The sequence below is a fragment of the Veronia pacifica genome (assembly GCF_001707825.1).
GTDB classification, from domain to species: domain Bacteria; phylum Pseudomonadota; class Gammaproteobacteria; order Enterobacterales; family Vibrionaceae; genus Veronia; species Veronia pacifica.
The window spans coordinates 14129-36825 of record NZ_LYBM01000039.1 but is presented as its reverse complement, the minus strand read 5'-3'; the positions used below and the strand labels follow the sequence as shown (position 1 = coordinate 36825).

At 42.9% G+C, this 22697-nt stretch carries 17 protein-coding genes; 1 reads left to right on the top strand and 16 read right to left on the bottom strand.

Going from position 1 to position 22697, the window contains the following annotated elements:
- The first annotated feature begins 265 nt into the window (after positions 1–265).
- Positions 266–967 carry a hypothetical protein gene (locus A8L45_RS17840; RefSeq protein ID WP_068904722.1) on the top strand — a complete coding sequence of 234 codons (702 nt, stop codon included), beginning with the start codon at positions 266–268 and terminating at the stop codon, positions 965–967.
- A 318-nt stretch (positions 968–1285) separates the two neighbouring features.
- On the opposite strand, the gene A8L45_RS17835 is transcribed toward A8L45_RS17840, so the two are convergent.
- The 16 genes from A8L45_RS17835 to A8L45_RS17760 all read right to left on the bottom strand — a co-directional run bounded on the left by A8L45_RS17835 (position 1286) and on the right by A8L45_RS17760 (position 22691).
- Positions 1286–2722, bottom strand: coding sequence for an SPM autocatalytic domain-containing protein (locus A8L45_RS17835; protein ID WP_068904721.1), 1437 nt, complete (start codon positions 2720–2722; stop codon positions 1286–1288).
- Between the two features lie 1171 nt (positions 2723–3893).
- Positions 3894–4625 (bottom strand): hypothetical protein, encoded by a 732-nt coding sequence (locus tag A8L45_RS17830; RefSeq protein ID WP_068904720.1) that lies wholly within the window; start codon positions 4623–4625, stop codon positions 3894–3896.
- Between the two features lie 712 nt (positions 4626–5337).
- The gene (locus A8L45_RS17825; RefSeq protein WP_068904719.1) at positions 5338–6747 is read right to left on the bottom strand and encodes an SPM autocatalytic domain-containing protein; all 1410 of its coding nucleotides are present in this window, start codon (positions 6745–6747) and stop codon (positions 5338–5340) included.
- 836 nt (positions 6748–7583) lie between these two features.
- The gene (locus A8L45_RS17820; RefSeq protein ID WP_068904718.1) at positions 7584–8096 is read right to left on the bottom strand and encodes a hypothetical protein; all 513 of its coding nucleotides are present in this window, start codon (positions 8094–8096) and stop codon (positions 7584–7586) included.
- Positions 8097–8704: 608 nt separating this feature from the next.
- Entirely contained in the window at positions 8705–10975 is a 2271-nt protein-coding gene (locus A8L45_RS17815; RefSeq protein ID WP_068904717.1) for a glycoside hydrolase, read from the bottom strand.
- Positions 10976–11071: 96 nt separating this feature from the next.
- Positions 11072–11890, bottom strand: coding sequence for a DUF2861 family protein (locus A8L45_RS17810; RefSeq protein WP_068904716.1), 819 nt, complete (start codon positions 11888–11890; stop codon positions 11072–11074).
- Entirely contained in the window at positions 11887–12537 is a 651-nt protein-coding gene (locus A8L45_RS17805) for a response regulator transcription factor (RefSeq protein ID WP_068904715.1), read from the bottom strand. Before A8L45_RS17805 ends, A8L45_RS17810 begins: the two co-directional genes overlap by 4 nt.
- A complete protein-coding gene (locus A8L45_RS17800) occupies positions 12534–13922 on the bottom strand; it encodes an ATP-binding protein (protein ID WP_068904714.1) in 1389 nt (462 codons plus the stop codon). Before A8L45_RS17800 ends, A8L45_RS17805 begins: the two co-directional genes overlap by 4 nt.
- 562 nt (positions 13923–14484) lie before the next feature.
- Entirely contained in the window at positions 14485–14721 is a 237-nt protein-coding gene (locus tag A8L45_RS17795; RefSeq protein ID WP_068904713.1) for a putative periplasmic lipoprotein, read from the bottom strand.
- An 11-nt stretch (positions 14722–14732) separates the two neighbouring features.
- On the bottom strand, positions 14733–15056 hold the full coding sequence (locus A8L45_RS17790) for a hypothetical protein (RefSeq protein ID WP_068904712.1): 324 nt from the start codon (positions 15054–15056) through the stop codon (positions 14733–14735).
- A gap of 99 nt (positions 15057–15155) precedes the next feature.
- Positions 15156–16046: an aldo/keto reductase gene (locus A8L45_RS17785; protein ID WP_068904711.1), complete on the bottom strand. Its 891-nt coding sequence runs from the start codon at positions 16044–16046 to the stop codon at positions 15156–15158.
- Between the two features lie 349 nt (positions 16047–16395).
- Complete coding sequence (locus tag A8L45_RS17780; protein ID WP_068904710.1) at positions 16396–17502, bottom strand: lipocalin-like domain-containing protein; 1107 nt, start codon at positions 17500–17502, stop codon at positions 16396–16398.
- Positions 17499–19952 (bottom strand): ABC transporter permease, encoded by a 2454-nt coding sequence (locus A8L45_RS17775; RefSeq protein WP_068904709.1) that lies wholly within the window; start codon positions 19950–19952, stop codon positions 17499–17501. The genes A8L45_RS17780 and A8L45_RS17775 overlap by 4 nt, the downstream gene beginning before the upstream one ends.
- A complete protein-coding gene (locus A8L45_RS17770) occupies positions 19933–20604 on the bottom strand; it encodes an ABC transporter ATP-binding protein (protein WP_068904708.1) in 672 nt (223 codons plus the stop codon). The genes A8L45_RS17775 and A8L45_RS17770 overlap by 20 nt, the downstream gene beginning before the upstream one ends.
- A 225-nt stretch (positions 20605–20829) precedes the next feature.
- Complete coding sequence (locus A8L45_RS17765; protein WP_068904707.1) at positions 20830–21483, bottom strand: DUF2913 family protein; 654 nt, start codon at positions 21481–21483, stop codon at positions 20830–20832.
- The gene (locus A8L45_RS17760) at positions 21483–22691 is read right to left on the bottom strand and encodes a Bcr/CflA family multidrug efflux MFS transporter (protein ID WP_068904706.1); all 1209 of its coding nucleotides are present in this window, start codon (positions 22689–22691) and stop codon (positions 21483–21485) included. Before A8L45_RS17760 ends, A8L45_RS17765 begins: the two co-directional genes overlap by 1 nt.
- Between the last annotated feature and the right edge of the window lie 6 nt (positions 22692–22697).

The following is a 22697-nucleotide window of genomic DNA, read 5'->3' as shown; positions in this document are numbered from 1 at the left end:
TCTTAATCAGAGGGGCAAAGCCTCTCTGACTTTTCAAATGAACTTTTGGTAGGATTTGCACTGCTAAATATTCATACATAATAATATATATTGTCTAATTTTAATTACAATCACCCCTACAAAAAAATCAATTTTAAAGCGACACAATCACTTTTCAAAAAGATAAAAAAACTTATCGATCACATCTTAAAAAAAATACTTATTTAGCTTTCATTGAAGATTAATATCATTATCAGTTTATATTAATCAAAATAGTGGATCTGGAATGATGATTAAAAAAGTTACTTATCTGTCTGCATTGATATTTATTCAAGCATGTGGCGGTGGTTCAGGAGATGGAGAAACAGGAGGTGGAGGTTCAGTGACGGCAACTCAGTGCTTTCCATCTTACCTAGGAGAAGTAGGAAGTAAATTAGATACAGTATCTGATAAAACTGATTTTCAAGGCACTGAAATTATAAATAGCTCGCAGTCAGTACAGAGAAAAATAACATATCAAGGCATCTCTGATGTTTCAGAAATTGTCGATAACGACGATGCCAACAATCTTGCTTATGTGAAAATTAACGATATTGAGAAAAAACTCACTCTTCTCGCAAACAAAGACGTAGAAGGTACCAGTGAAATTCTTCCTAGCGGATTAGAAATAAACTACACCATCGCTCAAGGGACGACACTCACGTCAGAAAATGTGACACTGAGAAGTACAGGTTCTCCTGATGTAGTTGCCGATATTAGTGTGACGTTCCAAGGAATAGAGAGTATATCGATACCTGCTGGAACATTTAATGCCTGTCGATTTGATATCACCTTCTCACAGAATGGCGTATCGCGACAATTCGATCAGTTTTGGTACAACGTTGGAAATGGTATTGAACTGAGGTCAACATCTTTTTCATTCGGTGTGGCTGAAACGGAAGAGATAAGGAGTGCAATCCTTAACGGCAATACGTTAGAAGGAATATAATCACTAACATTTAAAATATGTGGGGTATAATTTGGTTTTGTAGTGATGCCCCACACAGAAAAATAACGGCTCCATAAGCTGTTTATAACTTGCACAACTTTTACAATATCAGTCACATCTCTGTACCCTCTTAAATTCCAACGCCATCTTTTTTCAGAGTAAATTTTATCGTTACTACTTTTATAGTATTTCATTCAATTGACTTATGAAAAATGGTAATCACCACGAGAGAAGATATCGCGATACTTAATAGTCAGTTTTAAACAAAAAAACAGCCACATATAGTGGCTGTTTACGTCTTTCTCTAAATAAATAGAATTATGGTTGTACAACTGGGCCAGGGGCAGCGGCTTGTTCCTGATCTTGGTACCTAAACCAAACATCATTCACAGCTTGTTCTTGACCATTCATAACGAATGCACCTTGCTGTCTGTGCTCGTTACCGTTTGCATCCGCATTAGCTTGACCGTTTTCATTGTAGCCAAGGTTAATTTCAGTAATACCCAACTCGGCCAAAGATTTCGCTTCGCCGTCAACCATCATGGTGAGACCCGTTACTTGGCTAAGTTGTTCAAGTTCTTTAGCATCAAGTTTGCCGTCAGCAATTGCCTGAGGACCAAGGTGCTTGGCAGCAAGAGCTTTTAGCGCCTCGAAGCCATTAGCTAAGCCATCACTCTTACCGTCACCGTCGACGTCGGTGTAGTTACCCAGTAATTCCTTACCGTTTGTACCTACTTTTCCATCGCCATCGGCATCAAAGGCAAGAACACCGTCGCCTTTTCCGGCCCACGCTGTGTTATCGACCTTACCGTCGCCATTGATATCAAATTTTTTGCCAATGCCTGTAGTGTCGACAGTGCCATTTTTGTTAAGGTCAAATGTGAGTGGCGAAGCAATCTTGTCTTTGTGCCCACCTTTTGGTGGATGCCAACAACCTTTAGATTCGCCCGACTTACAGCAGACAACGTTGAAGCAATTCTTGTCTTTCAGCCAACAACACTTGTGACCTGCCCACTTACCTTTAGTGATGGTAAAATCACCGTTCTTCTCTTTCTTGTATCCGCCATGTGGGCAGATCCAACCATTTTTCTCTTCGCCCTTGATTTGTGTAGGGTTAATGAAGTTTATATTGTTTGCGAAGAAATTATCACCCCTACTGTTCCTGAGGTCTGGGCGAATGTTGGCATAGTTAGGTCCCTGATAGCCCGTAAAGCTTCTTCCGCCTCTTGGACGATACGACAGACCCTGTGGACCCATACCATCAGGTGCTGGACCACTATAACCTGCACCACCACCCATGCCGCCAAAGTTACCCATTACAGGCATAGCAAGCATAGGCATTCTCATATTAGGCATTCCAAATCCCGAGATAGGAAGTTGCCCCATACCGCCGCCGACGAAACTCATGGGCGGTGCAAAACTGAGACCTTGACCGGGCATCCCGAATCCTTGTTGGAAACCAGCACGTGGGAATGGAATTGACGGGTAGAACGGCAACGTTCTCATGTTAGGAATTCCAAATCCGATATCAGGCATAACTGCTGGCTGCATTAGACCTGGCTGACCTTGGCCTGCAAGCATACGTGCCATGTAATATGAATTTCCAGCTGGAGATGCACCGAACTGAACTGCTGGATTAATAGCGGTTTGAGCATGCATAGCAGGCTGAATTGGCATCGCAGTCAGTGGAATACCACCGGTTCGTGCCGCCATGAATTGGGGATTGACATTAACCGGAGTAAAGACGATCGCCATATAACTCTCCTTAGTTTCACATCGGTTCAATCTTCAACATGGGTGTGTAGAGGTAAAAATTGACCGTTTATTGGAATAAGAATGGTGTTTTTCGCGGGTAGCTACACGCATTCAATAGTATTTCTTGTAACATTAAGTGAGTGATGGAAATGAGAAACTAGTTCCATATATATTTATTCCAGCCATATCATATAGATATATTAAATATCGTGCATAAGCGATTCATTATATAGAGATAATAAGATATTTATTTAAAGAAATTATTTGAATATGTGAATTTTTATGGAATAAAAATCAGTTCAAATACAAAGCGAAATGGCGGAATTATAAGAGGGAAGTAATTTCTTTAAGCTTATCAAAAAAACATCTCAAAAATGAGACTTCTTAGTATCCAAATAAAACTTATTGCATATAAAACTCATTTAGATAGAAGTCGATACAGCTTTTACACTCACCATTTCCATCTTGAATGCATTTAAGAAAAAATAATCCTTTAATATGAATAATCTACACATGAATACTAGGTTGATTTATACCAAAGAGGACAACCCATCTTATATATTAGACAATACTACACAGGACTTTACGGGAAATACAATAATTAGGATATAAGTATCCATGCTATGTTTGATATCCAATTATATAACCCGCCGAGGAAAGAACATCAAACATCAAACATCAAACATCAATAAGAGTGTGACCAATAATAAGCCCGCAGCTTACTCAATATTTCTTATAAATAAAGGTGATTTTTAAAAATTTAACTAATACATAAACGAGCACGACATGTTTACATCGGGTGTTCACTACAGGAACGTTAATATGATAACGCCAACACAACACTATGAAAAATCTGGATGAAATGGGAAAAGGCTAACATATAGCTTATCAACAATATTCCAGTGTACACTTTGGCGTGGTAACACCCACCATCTTGTCGATTGAGATAAGGCTATTAATTTGTTCTTTAGCGCTCCGCCTGTCATTTTTCGATATGTACAGTCTGCCCTGAAGTCTTCGTTTCGCAGTGTGTGAACGTTGTTATTCCTCCAAGGGTTTCACCCATGGCTTCATGTCACTGATTTGTGCATCTCACAAGCAGGCGATGCAATGACTTCTAACAAGCACCAACCTGCTTTTTGTGGTTTGCTTCGAAAAGATCAAGACAACATTAGAATTGTTGAGCCCAAGTGTAATCAGAGAAGGTTATAAGGTTGCCAGGCACCCCGGGAGCTTGAATAGGTTGCACAGCTAACCAGTTTTCTGGTGGCGGTGGTGGAGCTAACCAATCATTCAGTTTGAAGTCTGGAACAACCGGTGCTGTTGCACCTGGAAGCGCTGCTACCCAATCTTCAAAACGCGGCGGTTCCACCAAGCCAAAATCACCGTCGGTTAAAATAGTACCGCCGGGCATCACTGCAGGTGCCCAATGCCCTGTTTGTCCTAACTTCAGCTCAAGGTCAGATATAGGCACTATAGAACCCGGAACTACAGCAGGACGCATCATACCGGGAGCGTCATTGGGAAGTTGCTCCAGAGGAGTGAAACCTAGGCCAGCTCCGGGAGCGCCAAATCCCTGTAGAAATGGCTGCGATGGGAATCCAATTGGCGACGGTTTAAAGGGAGACAAACTGTTGAAATCAAGTCTGTTAATAACGTCACCTAAACCGGGAACAACTGCAGGCTGCGCCATAAATGGTACACGACCTTGGTCTTTTAATAGCCGGGACATGTAGTAAAGACTGGCATCTGGTGCCTGTTGTGGCAGACCAACGGTCACAGGTACAACAGCTGTCGTCTGAACCGCATTATGAAAAGGTACGGGATGGGTGAATACATTTGCCTGGGGTGTCGCAGTCATTTGCGGCACCACTGCACGATTAAATGTGGGAATAAATGTCATCTTTCTGTCCCTCTCTAGTAAGAATATAAATCTAATAACTCGTTTAAATAATGTTGACCCTTCCCCGTTATGTCTTGGTAATTATTAGGGAGACATCATTAGGTATAAAATCACTTTTACTCGTATTGAGTGCTCTTTATAAGCAACCAGTTCAATATTAAACTGATTTTATATTTTAAAAATATAATAGAATTCTTAAAAACAGTAATATCTTCACGGAAAACACTAATAAACAAGAGGGTAAAAAGTCAGATTGATTTTATCTTAATGTTTTCATTTCAAAACCCAATCAAAGTCATGAGTTTATTATTCATCATCATTTTAATTTTAATAAGGTAGCAGACTGTTCCCTCTCATACTTCGTTTCAAGAGAGACACATTATTAAGATCTATACGCTTGAACCTCAGATAAATAAACATCATCGATAAAGCAACAGGGAAAAAGTCATAGTAATAGTTAAATGATATTAACCACCGAAAAATATTTCCATATTTACACCTTATTCATCATTAATATTGAGAAAGAGATTGAAAGCGAAAAACGTATTGATACATATCATCATTGCACTCGCCTAAAAAAATAGTCCTGATAAATCAGGACTATTTTATTGAGAAGCACGATGTAGATTTTCTCTTCTAATATTTCTGCTTTAGGCATGATGTGTTTCTACAACACTTGAGTATCTTCTATGCGGCCAATAGCATTAATCGGTTATTCGTATTTGAACCAGACATCATTAACTTTCTGGTTCTCTTCACCGTTGCGGGTAAAGCCAACACCGACCTGTCTGTGCTCGTTGCCATTTTCATCAGCGTTGGTACCCGCCTCTTCATATCCCAGATTGATATCTGTGATACCGAGGTCTGACAGAGAACGTCTTTCGCCGTCAACCAGCATGGTAAGGCCCGTCAGTTGCTCGAGCAATGCCAACTCCTGTGCGTCAAGTTTACCATCAGCAACTGCCGCTTCACCCAAGTGTTTAACAGCCAGAGCACGGAGTGCGTCAAAACCATTCGCCAGTCCATCGCTTCTGCCGTCGCCGTCGATGTCTGCATAGTTACCAAAGAGTTCTTTACCGTCGGTACCCACTCTGCCATCGCCGTCTGCATCAAACGCAAGCACGCCGTCGCCTTTTCCTGCCCATGCAGTGTTGTCAACTTTTCCGTCAGCATTAATGTCAAACTGCTTACCACCATTGGTGGTGTCAACTTTTCCATTTCCGTTCAAATCAAACGTCAGTGGAGAAGCCACTTTCTCGGTCTTCGTAGGTGGCTTCCAACAACCAACAGACTCACCAGTGCTCGTGTTCTTGATGTGGAATTGTTTCTGTTCTGGCATCCAATAGGCTGTATGGCCTTTATAACGACCAGCTGTAATTACGGTCCCACCGCCTGCTTTGTGGTAGCCACCATGACCTGCGATCCAACCACCGCCGATTTGTTTTGTGTTAATGTCACTGGCTAGCTTTTCAGTCTTAGAAGCATGTTGGAACAAACCCTTAGGCATATTGGTTTTGTTATCGACTAAGTGAAATGCCTTTCTGTCTTCAAGCCAGATAGCTTTGTGCCCGGCCCACTTACCTTTAGTGATCTCGTAATTGCCGTTATCCAGTTTTTTCGCACCACCGTACGGGGCAAGGAAACCGCCTACTTCTGCATCTATTTTTTTCTCATTAATGTATTGAAGGCCCATCATAGCACCGCCGAATCGTCCAGCGCCGCCAAAGAGCATCTGATTCATAGGAGGCGTAAACCTGGGGCCTGCACCGGGCACACCAAAACCTTGCAGCTGGCCAGCAGGTGGGAAACCATAAGGTGAAAGCTGAAAATTACCCAACATAGAAAACAAAAGCTTTTGCAGATCCTGCATACCGGGAACCAAACCAGGCATAACAGCTGGTCGAAACTGCGGCATCACCGCCGCTCTCATCTGCATTGCATTGTTAGCTTGAAAACGCGCCATGTAATAAGCGCTCGGATCCGGTGCGTTTTGTGGAAATGCTAAAGTAACTGGTACAAGCGCTGTCGCTTGGCGCGCTTGTTGTAAAGGCATGGCATTAAAGGTCGGCATCGCAGTCATTTGCTGAGCCATACCTTGGTTAAACACTGGTATGAAAGTCATAATATTCTCCTTTATTTCATCGACCCTAACCATTTCTAATCATTCAAGAGCCAGACGTTTATTACTATTCTCAGTTCTAAAGGCATCGACAAAGCCCATAAGAGATTGTTCGAACCTTGTGTACGATAGTGAGTGAGATATATAGAAAAATAGTTCCATAAAAAATTAGTTCATATTATTAATGCCAATAACTGCCAAAAATTATAGTTAAACTAACCCAGTTTCCTTTTAGTTAATATGAAAGGTAAACGTAAGAAAAAATGGAAAAAGCAAAAATAAACTTATCAAAAATATAGGGGTGCGGTATAGAAAATTAGTCAATATTTTAAAATAATCTAGGGTGGGGAAAATTACTCACCACTTGATTTAAAATTACAATTAAACCATTGAAATATATATATTTAAAATAGATACTCACATGTAAAAACTGACTTTTCAGGGGGGGGGTAAACTTTATAAGGAATAGTAAATTAGAAGTAACCACCCAATTTAAAAGGCACAAAGACTCAGTACCTAAAAAATATCCTCCATAAAAATATAGACGTATTCACCTATAAAAGTCCCCCGTACAAAATTTCAATCGATTTATATTAAATCAATTTAATATAAGTTCATATTTCACTAGTAAGTTGACCTCATGACGAAAACAAATGAAGTGGTTTCATAGAAAATGACATGAACAAGGGTATTTTTATTGCTAAAAAGAGAGACACTCACTTTTAATGTTTTGAAGAGTGTTTAAGCGAATATGGTCGATATAGGAAAGGAGCGCGACTTCTCCATTTCTTGGGTACATGCAGGGAAATATCGTGAATCGTATACTGTGTAAACGCTAGCTAGCGATTTTTATCTTCACCTTCGCTCTTGGCTGGGAGAAAGTGGCTGCTATTGTATCGATCGTTATCCATAAAATGGGAACGGAAACGTGGATTTTCACCCGAGGGTATGTAGTTACTGATAGAGCGTTTGTGAATTGGTGTCTCAAATGGCACGCCAAAGCTCTGGCCATGATTATGACCGAGGTTCAACGGCGATACATATCGAAGGCCAAATCCACGAACACCAAATCCCTGCTTAAAAGGAGCAGGAGAAAAACCCAGTGGAGAGGTAAAGAATGGTGCTAAACGCGAAAACACAACATGCTCGCCAGATGTGTTAGCGCCATACATTGCAGAGCCACGAATCATTCCTGACTGACGTTGACCAGAAAGAAACCTGGACATGTGATAAGTGGAGACATCAGCGGCTGTAATGGGTATTGCGCCGGGAAGATGTGCCACCTCTACCTCTGGACTCACTCCATCGGGAACATGCTGTTTCTCAGGTGCATTGAAGGAAACAATCTTCATTCCACTCTCCATTTCGATGCAAAAGACCAGCCGTTATCTCTACATTTGATGCTAGCTGGTGTCCAATAGGGTTTGTTCCCTTCCATTTCTCCGTCGACATTTGTCTATATAGTGAGTGAATTTAATACGAAACAAGTTCCTTATTAATTTTTTGTATATCTTTCATTTGCATAAAAAAACATTAGGTTATGTTTAAACAATAAGTTACTAATATTGATATAGCTTAATGGTTATGATGCTATCGGCATGGTGTATGGACAAAATTTCATTGATTGCTAAATAATGATTAAAAATTACTTTCCTATAAAATCAATTTAAAACAGATAATTAGGCCATAGGTGTGCGTTGCAAACTGTTTAGCCCAGCGTACTTTTCAAGAACAGACAATAGAATACTCACAATTATGAGGAAACAAGTGAAAATACAACTGTTGAATATACGACCAATATCTTTGTGTGGCGTCATACGTAAACGATGGTATTTGTATCAGACACGGACCTTAAATCGGCATGTCTGATACTACGACAGAATTTATGTATCTATGTCTTAGATACAGTCATCTCAAACTTTGAGAGTTAATGGTGGCCTGTGGCCATCATTAGCAACTGTTAATTTTCTAAGTCAGCACTCCACTTCACCACTTTTCCTGTGCTTAATGCAGCAAAAATGGAATAAGGCGGAATGTGTTCACCATTTACTAAGAACTGCGCGCTTCCGAAATTTGCAATAATCTTGGAACCGTCATCGAAAATGGTTTGCTGAACAACGCCATGCTTGTCTAACCAGTCAAATTTGACCATTTTTTTGTCCCATAGCTGGGTATGAATTGCCAGAAAACCTTTCTGGTAGTGCACTAACGCTTTGACCCGAGGACTATTCACTGAGGAGGCTTCGTCTCTGGCCAAATGAACCATAGGTGGTGTGTTGTAAAGCATTGATGTCAGATCACGCTCTCGTTTCACATCACTGAATTTAAGGCTGTCACTGTGCCAGTGGTGGCTATTGATCACTTCATCATGAAATACAGTTTGATAAAGCGGAATGCGAAATTCTGGTGAAAAAAGCAGTGTTTTATACGGTTCTTTTACTCTTGCTGATTTAAAGAAGAACTGTGGCTTGTAATCAGGGTACCATCGGCCAAGGAAGTATGGAGAGCGCGTATTCTTCTTCATGTCTTTATCTGTCCAGCCAAAGCCGACAGTCTCTAAGCCATGAGCGAATGCGATACCCTGAGTTGTTAGGCTGTTCCCATCTTCTGAGCCCAGTACCATATTGCCCTGACGTGAAATCCAATCCAGACGATCATTAAAGCCATCCAGCATTTGTTGTTCACTTGACTTATTACTGAAATCCTCACGGACCATTGCCGTCGCATCAACATCCAAAAACAGACTGTTGAGATGACCATATTTAACAACATCTTTCACACGCTGTTTTACATAGTCTAAGTGGCAAGTTGGATTGAGATAGAAGCCATTACCACGGAAACCTTTTTTCTTTCTGCCATCAGCCATTTCAATTGCACATTGTTGACGAACGATATCCGGCAATTGGGCAGTCAACCAACTATCATTTTTTCCAGCTGGAATGGCAGTATTGTATGAGTCATATGCCCCAACTAAATATCCAGATTTCTTTGCCGACTCAACGGCTTCTGGTTGATAGAATGCCGGCATCCAGCTAGACAATCCCAACCATAGCTTTTGTAGCCCTGCTTTTTTAAGTGTCGAAACCATTTGGGGAGACATCGCTTGCCCCCACTTATGACTATCAATCAGATAGTTCGAAGCCTGTTTTTCTAGCCATTGCTTTTGGTGCTGGGCAGACCGATATTGTGCTTCGATTTGATTATCAGCCAATGTCGGTTTTCCAATTGGGAACTTTTGCTTTAACAACACATTGATTGCATCAACCAGCACCTGTTTTTGATAGCGGTCCAACCAGTCACGGCCTTTCTTTAGGTTTTTAAGTTCACGGCTGACTTCGTCAGTGTGAGATATACCGGGCACTGAGAAATACCAGTCTTTGAGTCCCCACCAATCAGAGACATCTGAAGAACTGAGTAGACTCTTTCCAAACATATAAACATGACTGGCACCAATTAACTTTTCTACATTCGCATCCTGTTTACGTTTTTCAGACAAAGTCGAAGATAAGTGATTTACTTCCCGCCAATTTCGATATGCTTTCGCGCCATCTAACCAATCATTGCCGACTGTAATTCTGACTGTGAAAGGTTCATTTTTGTTTAATACCGTAAAGTGGTGCTTAGCCGACATATCAATGTGCGGTTTGGTGTTGAGAAATGTCAGCTCGTTGTTTGTTGCGGTAACAACATGATAGGTAATGAATTTATCGTCTTGCTCGGCTGTCCAGAATGGCATCTTTAAGTTGTGGACGGTGTCAGAGCCCGAATACTCATCTACGAGGTAACTTGCCCATGTCTTGTTATCTGTTGGCACTCTCATGCCTTCGCTAAAAGGCAACAGCAAGGTATCCGTCGGCTGTTCCGCCAAATCAAACCAAGTCAAAGCTACTGGAGCATTGCGCTTTATCGCAATTGATTCCGGTGCTGTAAACGTAAGTTCTAAATCACCACGATCAAGAAAAGCTGATACACGAATACCACTGGGCAACAGCGTCCATGTTGCCTTCTTTGATGAGTAGACAACCAAATTCGATACCGTTTGTTCTTCTTGGTTCACCCGCAATGCGCCAGTATTAACCTCTAGCTTGTTCCACAGAATGGCGAGGTTCTGAGGAGAAACAGTAATATGATTAAGCTTGTCTGTTAGAGAAATATCGCTGGCGCTGGCGTTCATCGAAAAAAGCACTGCAGCGGCAACAGCGGCTCTCTTAAGTTTCTGATTGGGTAACATTTTGTACTCCGTGGGTTAATTTGGAAGCTATTAAACCCAAAGACGTTCATGGGAATGTCACCCATATGTCACCATTTAACTCTCAAGTTCACTGCATCAGTTTAATGAAGTGAGAGGTAAAGATAACCTCTGTGTGTACTTCACTTTGATACCTTGCTGATACTCGTAGTGAGAGGTGGCCGCTGTTAAACGAGTTGCACCTTCTGGACGGTCATTTGCGGCGGGTAGAGGGTTAACCACGTCGAGAATGGGAATTCGAACACCTAACAGCTCGAAGTCAGCACTAAGCCACTGCCAGGTAGTTACAGCCGACATACAGTTGTCTGTGGTATCAGGCGGAGAAACTAGCAATCGCTTGTTCGCTCCTTCAATTTTCAGCCATTTTTCTGATGCCTCCAGGGCAATGATCAACACATATTTGTTCTTTCCAATAGCGAGAGAATACACACCTGATTCGGGGATACGGAACATATCGCCTGTTTCAATCTCCTGATATCCATCTATGGCTGGAAACTCACCGACGAATAACGTTTGCTCATCTGGTGAGGTAAGAGACACTGAAAACGCGACTTTTACATCTTCAGCTGACAGGGTTATCGAATATCCCGGAGACAATATTCCAATCCTTTCGATAAAACTGAGAGTTATCTTTGCAGGAGGAAGGGATGAGCCGTGTTTTAGTGTCTGACCACAGGCAGATTGATCAATGATTTCGTTTTTCAGTGGTAACCAATGTTTTTTGTCAATTTTGTCGTGATTGAGTGCTTGGCGCAGCTCACTCCATGCCAACTTGGGATGGTTCTCTGCTAATGCTGAGTAAGCTTTCGCGAGCGGCGACGGGTAAAACCACCCATCGCCCTGCGCACTGAATACAGGAAGAAATATCATAAGGGCTAAAGTTAAACGCATATTCATGACAGACTCTCCAGCAATCGGTAGCCAACACCCCTATGCGTTTCGATATTCAAAACTGGAAATTTAGTGCGCAGGCGAAGAATATGGTTATCTATGGTGCGGGTACTCGGAAATGCCTGATAGCCCCATACTTTGTTGAGTAATTCATCGCGATGAAAAACCCTGCCCTGATTTTGGATAAGAAGTACAAGTAACTGAAATTCTTTAGGCTTCAACTGTACAACTTTGTTCTCGTATTGCGCCTCACGGCGTGATAGATGAATCTCGATACTTGCGTATTTCAGAGTGACCTCACCCAAAGGTCTTAGCTGACTTATGACCCGGGCGAGAAGTTCTTCATAAACAAATGGCTTAGTGACATAATCTTTAGCACCAGCGAGCAAGCCTTCAACTTTTTGCTCAGTTTCAACTTTTGCAGTGAGCACAATAACAGGTATTGCCTTCAGTAGAGACCAGGTTGCAAGGTGCCTTAAACTATCGCCATCACTGAGCTGCCTATCAAGAATAACCAAATCCGCCTGATACCAATATTCTTCTACCTCAGTTGACTCTTGAACCCAATTGCAGCGGTATCCGTTCGATTCAAACAAGGACAATAGTCCCTCTCCCAACAGAAGGTCATCTTCAATAATCAACAGCGTTTTCATAATGGCAACTCCAAAATACAGCGTGTGGGATCACGACGGATGCGAAGCTTACCTCCCATCAGTTTCATCAAATGAGAGACAATAGTGAGCCCTACCCCCATATTTTGACTCCTATCGCGCTGCTGAAATCGATTGATAAATGTTCGAAACATTGACGGATAACGGCCATCATCTCTCACTTCAATGATCAAACTGCCCGTTGCTGAAACGATCACTTCTATCTTTCCACTACCGTGTATTTTGGCATTGTTAATTAGGTTCTCGAGACAAACAGTTAGCCAGTAGAATGGGACATAGATTTCAATGTCATTTTCAAGTTGATAATCGATATTGTGCTTTTCACAAACATGACACAGCCATTCGTCTAACGAACCAGTCTGTCGCTTCAATGGCTCATCATCATTTGCATTCAGATAGGCTTTACTTTGATCTGTTAGTTGCAAAAGTCGCTGATAATCGCTGATTAACCTCCATACTGCGCCTTGCGCATCAACAGACAACTCATCAAACTGTTTCCGGAATACTTCAACAGTAAGCCCTAAACTTGTCATCGGTGTGCGAAGCTCATGAGTCAAAAGTTGCAAAACAAACCGCCTCTCCTGACTCTGTCTCCGTCGCACATACAGATACTTGATGCCGAAAGCCACAAAAGATGTAACTAAAGCTATTACCAGCAACATATAGTGTTGTGTGTTAAATACAGCTTGATTAACGCATAAGTTGCTGTAGCGAAATGCGCAGTTTTTCCCGGTTATCGTTATATTGAGATTTTGCGCAATGGGTCGCCAATGCTCTGGGGGAACAGCTTTCCAACCTTGCTCCCCTGTCAGCCAGAGAATATTGCCCTCGAGCCATGCGCGATAACCCTGTAGCAGGCTATCTCTACCGACGTCCGACAGTATTGATAGACGATCATGCAAGGGATGATCGGTATTTCCTACTGTTAAATATCGCGCTAACTGTTTTTTGATTAACGTATCTGGTGAGCGAGCGAGGTATCTGTCGGCAAAGCTCCCACCTGCAGGGTGCAAAAGATTATGTGAAGTAAACCAATCAATATCGAGTGAGCGGCCTTTGCAAAGTGCCAGCTCAAACTCAATAGCGTCCTTCAAATGTTCTGAGTACTTTTTATCGGGTTGGCATGTCTTACTGAGTGTATAAAGCCCCTCAATGTCCGACCATGTGAACTTATCCAGATCAACATATCGAACGCTACTTTCAAGGAGTAAAACAGGGTACATATCCAAGCTTTGCTGAGTAACGGCAAATGGCTGACCATCCCAACTTTGATGAAATAATGATTGCCATTTTTCTTGCAGAGTTTGCCCGGTAGCTATCTGTGGAGATAAGAATACACAAAGCGCAATTACTCGCCCAAAGTTCATAAAAACACTCATGGTTAAATGCGTGCAAAAACTTTACAGTGTTTATCAAAACTTGTGTAACCCTAATGTAAACATCGTCAAGTTATCCCCCTAAACGAAAAGCATGAACGTTAATGTAAGGATGAATATGCATACAGATTTAAACGTGTAAAGGCGATGGGATAAATTGCCCAGACTCTACTTTTCCCAATCAGGCCTTCACATTACATCAATTCCTGTTAGTACAATTAAAACAGATGTTTAATACGGAAGTCATAAGAGTGATATGTCACATTTACAATAAATGAAGGTTTTCGGGGGTAATTTGCCCAAGATTCACTGTTGTTTTGGAGGGAGCGATTTGGAGGGTAACTTGTACAGAGGAAAGATAGATTAAGCATTAAAACAGATATTTAATAAAGTAGAATAAAGGTTATCCAATATTTACCCGCTAAAAGTATATCTTTCTGATAATTACAAATTACTGTATCTATTATCTAATAAGCTATATTCCCACTATTAAAAACAAAAAAACGCCGAAATAACCCGGCGCTTAGTAAAAGTCATAGTAAAAATGGATTTTTTACTTAGGAACGTTGAAGAAAGTTCCGCCTTTGCAGGTAAAGGTATAAAATTTCTCTCTTTCCAAAAATTTCTCGAAACCTTTCCCTTCACAGTAAGTCGCGTTGAGGTCCGTTGAAATATTCAGTCGACCATCGACTACACGCTGATCTGGATTAGGCATGGAATCTGCGGTTTCAAGAGATGAGCACCCTGCCATTACCAACGCGGCAGTCACTGCGACTATCAGTTTTTTCATTTTTCCCTCACTTACAATACGTAGTTAGCGCCATCTTTACAGGATAGTTTGATACCACCCTGTTCATCAGACACTAAATTTCTAATTCCCATGCTTGAACAGTATACACGGTCCAGCTCTGCAACTTTTTCTATTGTTAATCCGCCACGCAGGATATATGAGCTACCATCGTGGCACATCACTCTAAAACCATCCTGAGTATTCGAAAACGCTTTTGCACTGTCGCTTTGGCATAGCTTTATCGCAGCCTCAATCCGAGTGTCGACCGGATCAGAGGTTGACGAGCAACCCGCCAATGTCAGAGCAACAGCAAGAGGAAGTAATGCTTTAATCATTTACACTGTCCTGCATTCTCTTTTTTGTCTAAAAAATATAACAAAGTTAAGGAGTTTTGGCACAACAGATTAGCATACAGATAATAAAACTACATCCAATTAGACTTTATCGGTGGCGAAATTTGTAAATAAGGCGAGGTTGTTCATCATTCTGGTAGGATTTGTAGAGGTCGTAATTGGGGTGTAACCATAATCACTGATGGTTTTTAAGATAAAGGCTGATACTGATACATCGAGATTTTTTGCCTTTGCCTGCATATCTTCCACCATCATGATATTCAGCAAATTGTCATACTCTTCAGGCAACTCATCGGGGTCTTCCTCTAAATGGCCATCAAGCAACGCTGAATAAGTCAGTATTTCTGGTTTGAAACGACTGGCGTGAAGTACATCATTCAACGTTTCATCTAGCAGCACCTGCGGTGCAAAGTTTCGATTGAAATTTGGCGTGATCAGGCTATATCTGTACTGCGCATACTTGAATGGTGTTAGGCCATGAGCAAGTATCTCTGATTCAAGAGCTGTTACTCTGTCGGCATTGTAATTTGAAATACCGAGCTCACCGACAATTCCCTGCCGTACAAGATCTGACATGGCAGTCCAGGTCTCCAGCAATGGAACCCGATGATCATCCACATGTGCGTAGAGCACGTCTATGCGATCTGTCTGAAGTCGATTGAGGCAAGCATCCACTGAGGCTTTAATATTACTGGCTGAAAGTCCGTCTAGGTTGTCGTAGGTCAGACCATCGGTAGGCATAGCACCAATTTTTGTCATAACCTCAACCGAGTCGCGACCTCTCTCAGCCATCCACTCACCAATTAAGGTTTCACTCTCTCCACCCTCTCCGTCGGGATGCCAGCAGGCGTAATTATTTGCCGTATCGAGACGTCTACCTCCACTATTAACGAATGTGTCGAGCAGGGAATAGCTGGTTTCCCTATTCTGAAAGGTATTAAATTTCGCAGTGCCAAGCACGATGGGAAACATGGGAACACTCCTGTCCGGGCGGTAAAGCATGTGTAAGTAAGGGGTATTCTTTAACCCTAGTCGGACTCATGATGAATACAAACCGTACAGCGCAAAGTAATTAAATATACTAAAGCAGAACTCTTTAGTTATTTTGTCTGGCTATTGACTAATTAGCGTGATTTTAATGGCTTGATAACAATTTATAGTAGTGATAAACAGATAGTCTTAAAAACTGACTATTTTGTTTCATGATTTAGAAGTGTGATCAATCATATGAGCTGGAGGCAAAACGACAAAGAATATTAGTAAATACAGTGGTATGGCCTGTTTTACGAGTGAGTTTTTCGCGGCCTGAAATTATGTATCGTCAATAACCAGTGAGCTCCATGAAGCCTTTTCCTTTTTGGCTGCCGCTAACAGATATTGGCCCTTCCCAATAAGGTAAAGCAAAGTCTAGCCAGTTATTTTTGTTAAGGGGTTGAACGATATAAGTTTGGTTTTGCTCTTTTAAATTAATTGTCCATATCAATGGCAGTTGCTTGTCATTTTTCACTTGAAATTTTTCGGTAGGTTCAATGCTGATGGCATCATTATCGATCAGTGTCGTCACACCCAGTTTATCTGTCAGTGAGGCGAAGCGAAAATCAGACTGCTCTCCACGTAGCTGGTACACCATAAGTGATGACCCGTCGTCGAGATGAACAGAGAACCAATCCCAACCTGATTGCTCAGCAGACAGTGTGCTGCTTCCCCACTCGCGATCCAGCCACCCTTTCCCGCTTACATCTCTCACAACACCATCAATCTTGAGCTTTCCCTCTATGCTAATCTGAGGAACACTGAAATAGTATGACGCAAGATTCTCCTTTGGATGTTTTCGGCTGAAGCCTTGTTTGCCTTGCATGACAGGTTCCATTGTCTGACGAAGCGCGAGTTCAAACCCTGTCTGGTTCTCTTCCGCTGACAATATGGCGGGAAAAGGCTCCTCACTCTCCGCCTGCCACTGCCAGTTGTCTAGCCACACAGAGTATGGGCTTCGACTGACACCCGCTTGTCCTATGCCTCCTCGGCCAAAACGCTCAAAAGCATATGTGTTGGAATCTGTCGTCACAACAGTGTGTGCCATGAAAATCTGATTGCTGAACCAGCCTGATTTCTGTTGAGGTTCAGTTGCGAAACGAAATACAGTCCATTGAATACCGTATTCATTACCTTCCTGATCCCTCACATTTGCAGTGACATACCACCATTCATGGCGAAACCCCGGATGAACGCCATAGTCTTTGGGAAATTTGATCTCGTATCCGGGAACAACAGGTGAAAAATTCTTATTTGAATCCATCGTGAGTAAGCTGACAATTTGTCCGTTTTGTGGATCGTTCACTCGCATCACAACAATAACTACCAATGTGACCAAAATGAAACTCAAACAGACAACCAGTTTCTTCAGTTTCTTTTGCTTACGGTCCGTCATAACGCCTCTCGCATTGAGGTAACAGCAGAGCGTTTTATGAGTCGCCATACAGGCCAAGCCCCAGCCGCCAGAAGCGTGACAATGGTAGCGACCAAGGTCGTGGCATAACTTGAAAGAAAGTATGTCATTGACATGGTCCAGCCAAAGGAATATTTGATCACCACATTGATCAACAGCTCCGAGATAAGTAAACCGAGAGGGAGCGCAAATAACGCTGAAAAAAGACCAATCAACGCTAACTGTCCTCCCCCCAATAATGCGAGGTTACGGCCGGAAATACCAAGAAACCTCAGCAATGCATATTGACGGAGCCTGGACAGCTCACTGGCAAGCGTCGCGAAAAACAAACCACACAAAGCAATAAATAAGGTCAAAGTACTTAAGGTGTTGGTGACAGAGAATGTACGATCAAAAACCTTCATTGCTCTATCGAGGATGTCGTGCTGACGATTTATCTGATTGTTCCGCAGTTCGAAAGTACGCTGAAGCCGTTCAATCATTTGATCATTATCGACGCCATCTTTAAACAACACAGCAAACCCACCACTACCTTGTGCCACCCAAGGAGTAAGATGAGACCTGACTGAAACCATAACCTGACCATGAGGATTTCCGTAGTCAAGATACACGCCGGCAACTTGCCAACCTTTCCCCATAGGTTCAGGGAAGTCAATTGTCCCACCCGACCTTACATCAAACCTGAGAGCCAAAGATTCGCTGATCAACACGGCGCGTTTAGTATGGATAACAGACCAAAAGTCATCTATTCGCTCTTCCAGTGCAAGAGAAACACGCTCGGTCGTACTGGTACCGACTGACGTTACCTCGATAATTTGATTGCCATATTCGAGATCGTTCTTCCATTGCACCCAGCTTTGGTCTACCTCAGGCTGAGCTTTAAGCCACAAGTTAACCCGGCTCATTTGCGATTTAGCCGGTCTGACATAGACGTCAGCGACAAGACGCTCTTGAAGCCAGGATTCTGTTGCTGCTCTAAAACTCCCTATCATGGTCTCCATACCAATATTGACCGCAATTGCCATCATAAATGCCATTGCTGCAATACCTCTGAAGCTAAGGCTTGCTGACGCATCTGAAAAGAACCATGTCAGACGGGCGGATTTGGTATGCCGGGAGAAAAACTGAAAGACTTTGCCCATGCAAAACGGTAGTAACAGACCACCACTGACCAGAATAAGGCCAACAAGTAAAAAGCCTTTATGTAAGCTCTCTGGCAAAAAATTGATGACAAGCGCAGCGGTAATAAAAAAGATAGCGACCAAGGCCTGCCACTTAAACTCGGTATACATAGATCTGACAACATATTGAGATTTACTCAAACGTGATGGTACTGTTCGAATCAAGCGGACAGACGGCCAGAATGACGCGAGAAAAACCCCCACCAGAGCGAGTAAGAAGCTATACATACCCCATTCCCATTCCCAATGCATAGCAAGGGATATGTTTGCACCGTAGAGGTCTTCCAGTGTCGTCGCAACGGTAGGTAATAGTCGGCTTGCCAACATAACGCCCAAGACATTACCTATAACTAATCCGACCGTCAGCATAACGGCCATTTCAGTCAGAAGTACCTTGGACAACATAGACCGACTGACGCCAAGCTGTCTTAGTATACCCACCAGAGGTTGTCGTTGCGTGAGTGACAAGGATATCGCTTGATAGAAGATAAAAAGTCCGACGACAAATGCCAGTAAACCCATTGCCAATAGGTTGATGTGGAACGCACGGGTAAGAGGGGCAAGCTCCGCAGACTCTGTTCGTGACAGCGTCACATCACTAGGGAGTTGTTGTTTGATTTTCTGACGTTCAAGGCTGCTTAGTTTGCCACAGAACACCTGATTGAAGCCGCGGTGGTCGGAGAGCGCGCGTAAGATTGAGATATCAGTAAACAGGCGTATTCCTGAGCTGATACTGTCTTCGTCCATTAATTGAAGTGGCCCAAGTTGACGGCCATCATTCAGCACGATGGCCCCACCCTGTTTCCACCCCATATGGCGTGCCAACTCTTTACTCACCCAGATTGCGTTTTTGTTATCGGTGATATTAAAGAACTGCGGTCCATTTTCGCGGAAGCTTGGCAGATTGAGAAACGCAATATAGTCGAGACCCATAAGACGCAAATCTCTGCCTTTCTGAGTCACCACTTCAACCGAGTCAACAGGAACACACTGCTTGAACCCTTCTCTACGCAGAGAAATATAAAATTCCTCGCTGACTCTACCTCCTCGGCTCGATGAGTGTAAAACATAGGGGAAGGGATTTGAGAACATTCTCTCTCCCCTCTTGTAGCTCTGCTGGGCATGTTCATTAATTGACAACACGCCCACCAGCAACGCGACACCAAGAATAAGGCCAAGCATGACAAGCACGACCTGCAAAGGATGTCGGCGGTAGTGTCCCCAAACGGCGCTAGCGACTGTTGCGAACATTCAATGTACCACCCTGAAGAACATATTTACGCTCGAAATACTCGGAGACTACAGGGCTGTGAGTGACGACCACGAGCGTTGATTTTAGTGTTTTTGTCAAGGAAATAAGAAGCTTCATGACCACCTCGGCATTTCGTTCGTCGAGGCTCCCTGTTGGCTCATCGGCCAAAAGTAACTTGGGTTCCATATAGAGTGAGCGCGCGATAGCTGCTCTCTGTTGTTGTCCACCAGAGACTTCTTCGGGGTAGCGTTTGAGCAGAGGGCGAAGATCGAGGGCAGATATAATCTGACGCCAAAGCCCATCATTGTCATCAAGACCTTTGAGCTGGCGCGAAAAGCGGATGTTATCTTCCATCGAAAGTGTAGGTAAAAGGTTGTACTGCTGGAAGACAAAGCCGATGTTGTCCCGACGAAAGCGAGTACGAGCTCTCTCTGACAAATCATGCATAGATTTATCAGCAATCCATATTTCACCGCTGTCGGCAGTATCCAATCCACCGATGAGGTTTAAAAGTGTACTCTTACCCGAGCCACTCTCTCCCATCAAGGCAATTTGATCACCTTCATGGCAATTAAGTTCTGCTCCCTGAAGTACCGAATGAAACTCCTCTCCATCCTGATACCCTTTACACAGACGGGCCAGCTTAAGCATTACTTCCTCTGTCCTTTTTTTTACATGAATAACGGACGTTATCCAATTTCAGATCGTTTCAGCATTCCTTGCCCTACGAAGAGACCAACAATAATCATTGACCATCTTCTAATTTTTACACGTTGTAGGAGTATTTTTCCATTACGAAGCGGGAGATTGGGCAAGTATAGCTTACTGGACAGACCAGTAAGCTAAGATTCTGTTATTGATTCTAAGGACTTTAAGTTAAGGTTTCATATTAGCGGGCAAAACTGCGAGGCAATTCGCACGATTTTCGGGCCAAAGCTGATATTCAGCGTGATATTTCACAATCGACTTATAATCAGTCACTTTCGTCAGGGCCATATCCTGTGAAACAGCAAGGTCAATAAATTCTGACTCTGGACAACGAACATAGAAGCTAAGCGGTTTAATGAGTTTTCCATCAGCATCAAACGCACTTTCTAATGCCTTCGCGCAGATAGCAAAAGAATGTTGTCCATCTGAAATGACTTTAACCTTACGATTAATTTCATATTGGATGTTTACCATCCATTGCCCGTCATCAAGACTATCAATCAGAGCATCCAATTGATCGCGGGTTATCGCTCTATCTGATTTATCGTCTGAGAAAAAGTGCCTGTACACATTACTGATATGAAGCAATTGACCTTTGAGGTCGGCATTTTTTCCCATGCTACGGCCTTGCTGAACCCAAAGTGTCATCTCATTGGCAACAGAACTTCCAAAGCGGTGCTTTTTAATTGCCTGAGCAAACCATCGACACAAAAAAGATTCTTCGCTAACAGGGTTTGGTTGAATCTTTTTTTCATCTATCGCCTGCTGTAGCTCAGAAAGCGCCGTGTTTACCAGGCGCTGTATATCATTAACGTAACTCATTACTTTTCATTTTTTCTTGCTAAGAACCAATAACTTGCTGAAGACAACACGCCGCATGTTGTGATAGCGATAACCATAGGCCACGGTGAATGTGCTGAGATCAACGATAAGATAAAGCCAATAATAGTTCCGACTCCAAATCGCATTGTTCCCATCAGAGACGCAGCTGTCCCGGCAATATCAGGATACTCGTTAAGCACACTGGCCGAGATATTACTGGCGACCATAGAAATGCCACCGACAAACATCATGACGGGAATCGCTGTTCCCCAGAAGCCAGCATTAAAAAGTTGTGCTAGAAAAACCGTGATCCCAGCGAATAACTGCACACCAAGGCCGATCATAAGCATATTGCGGCAGCCAAGGCGGGTAACAAATCGTCCATTTATCGTCGTCATAATGATCAGGCAAACAACGTTTAAGCCAAACATGTAACCAAAGGCGTCTGGGCTCAGCCCGTAGTAGCTGATATACACAAATGACCCTGAGGTCAGGAAGGCAAACATGCCAGCAAAAGAAAACCCAGATGCCAATAAGTAGCCCAACACAGAGCGGTTTCTGAGTAATTTGGCGTAGTTTCTCATCACGCTTGAGAAATTAAGTGGCTTGCGAGCTTCAGGCTTTAAAGTTTCCGGGATAGCGATGTACACCATCACAATCACAATGGCCGCGAAGCCAGCTAGTACCCAGAAAATTGAACGCCAGCCAAACCAAAGTGCCAAATGTCCACCAAGCATGGGAGCAACAAGAGGTGCCAGGGTCATAACTAAGGTGATAAAAGACATGGTGCGCGAAAATTGTTCGCGTTCAAAAAGGTCACGAACAAGGGCCTGTACTACCACGGCTGCGGCTGCGCCTGCAAATCCCTGTATGGCACGGATAATAGTCAGTTGTTCAATGCTTTCAGCAGAAGCACAAAGAACAGCCCCCACCATAAACATCAACACACCAGATAACATCACTCTTCGACGGCCTAAGCTGTCAGAGAGTGGACCATGAACTAATTGACCGAGTGCAAAGCCAGCGGTGTAAGCGGCTAATGTACTTTGTACAGCACCAGACATTGCGCCAAGATCGTCCGCGATACTCGGCATCGCGGGCAGATACATATCAATAGCAAGCGGCGTGATCGCCGCCAATGCACCAAGAATAATAATTAATAAGGTACCCATCTGTTCTGACGGGTTACTTAACGTTTTTGCTGTCATGAATAT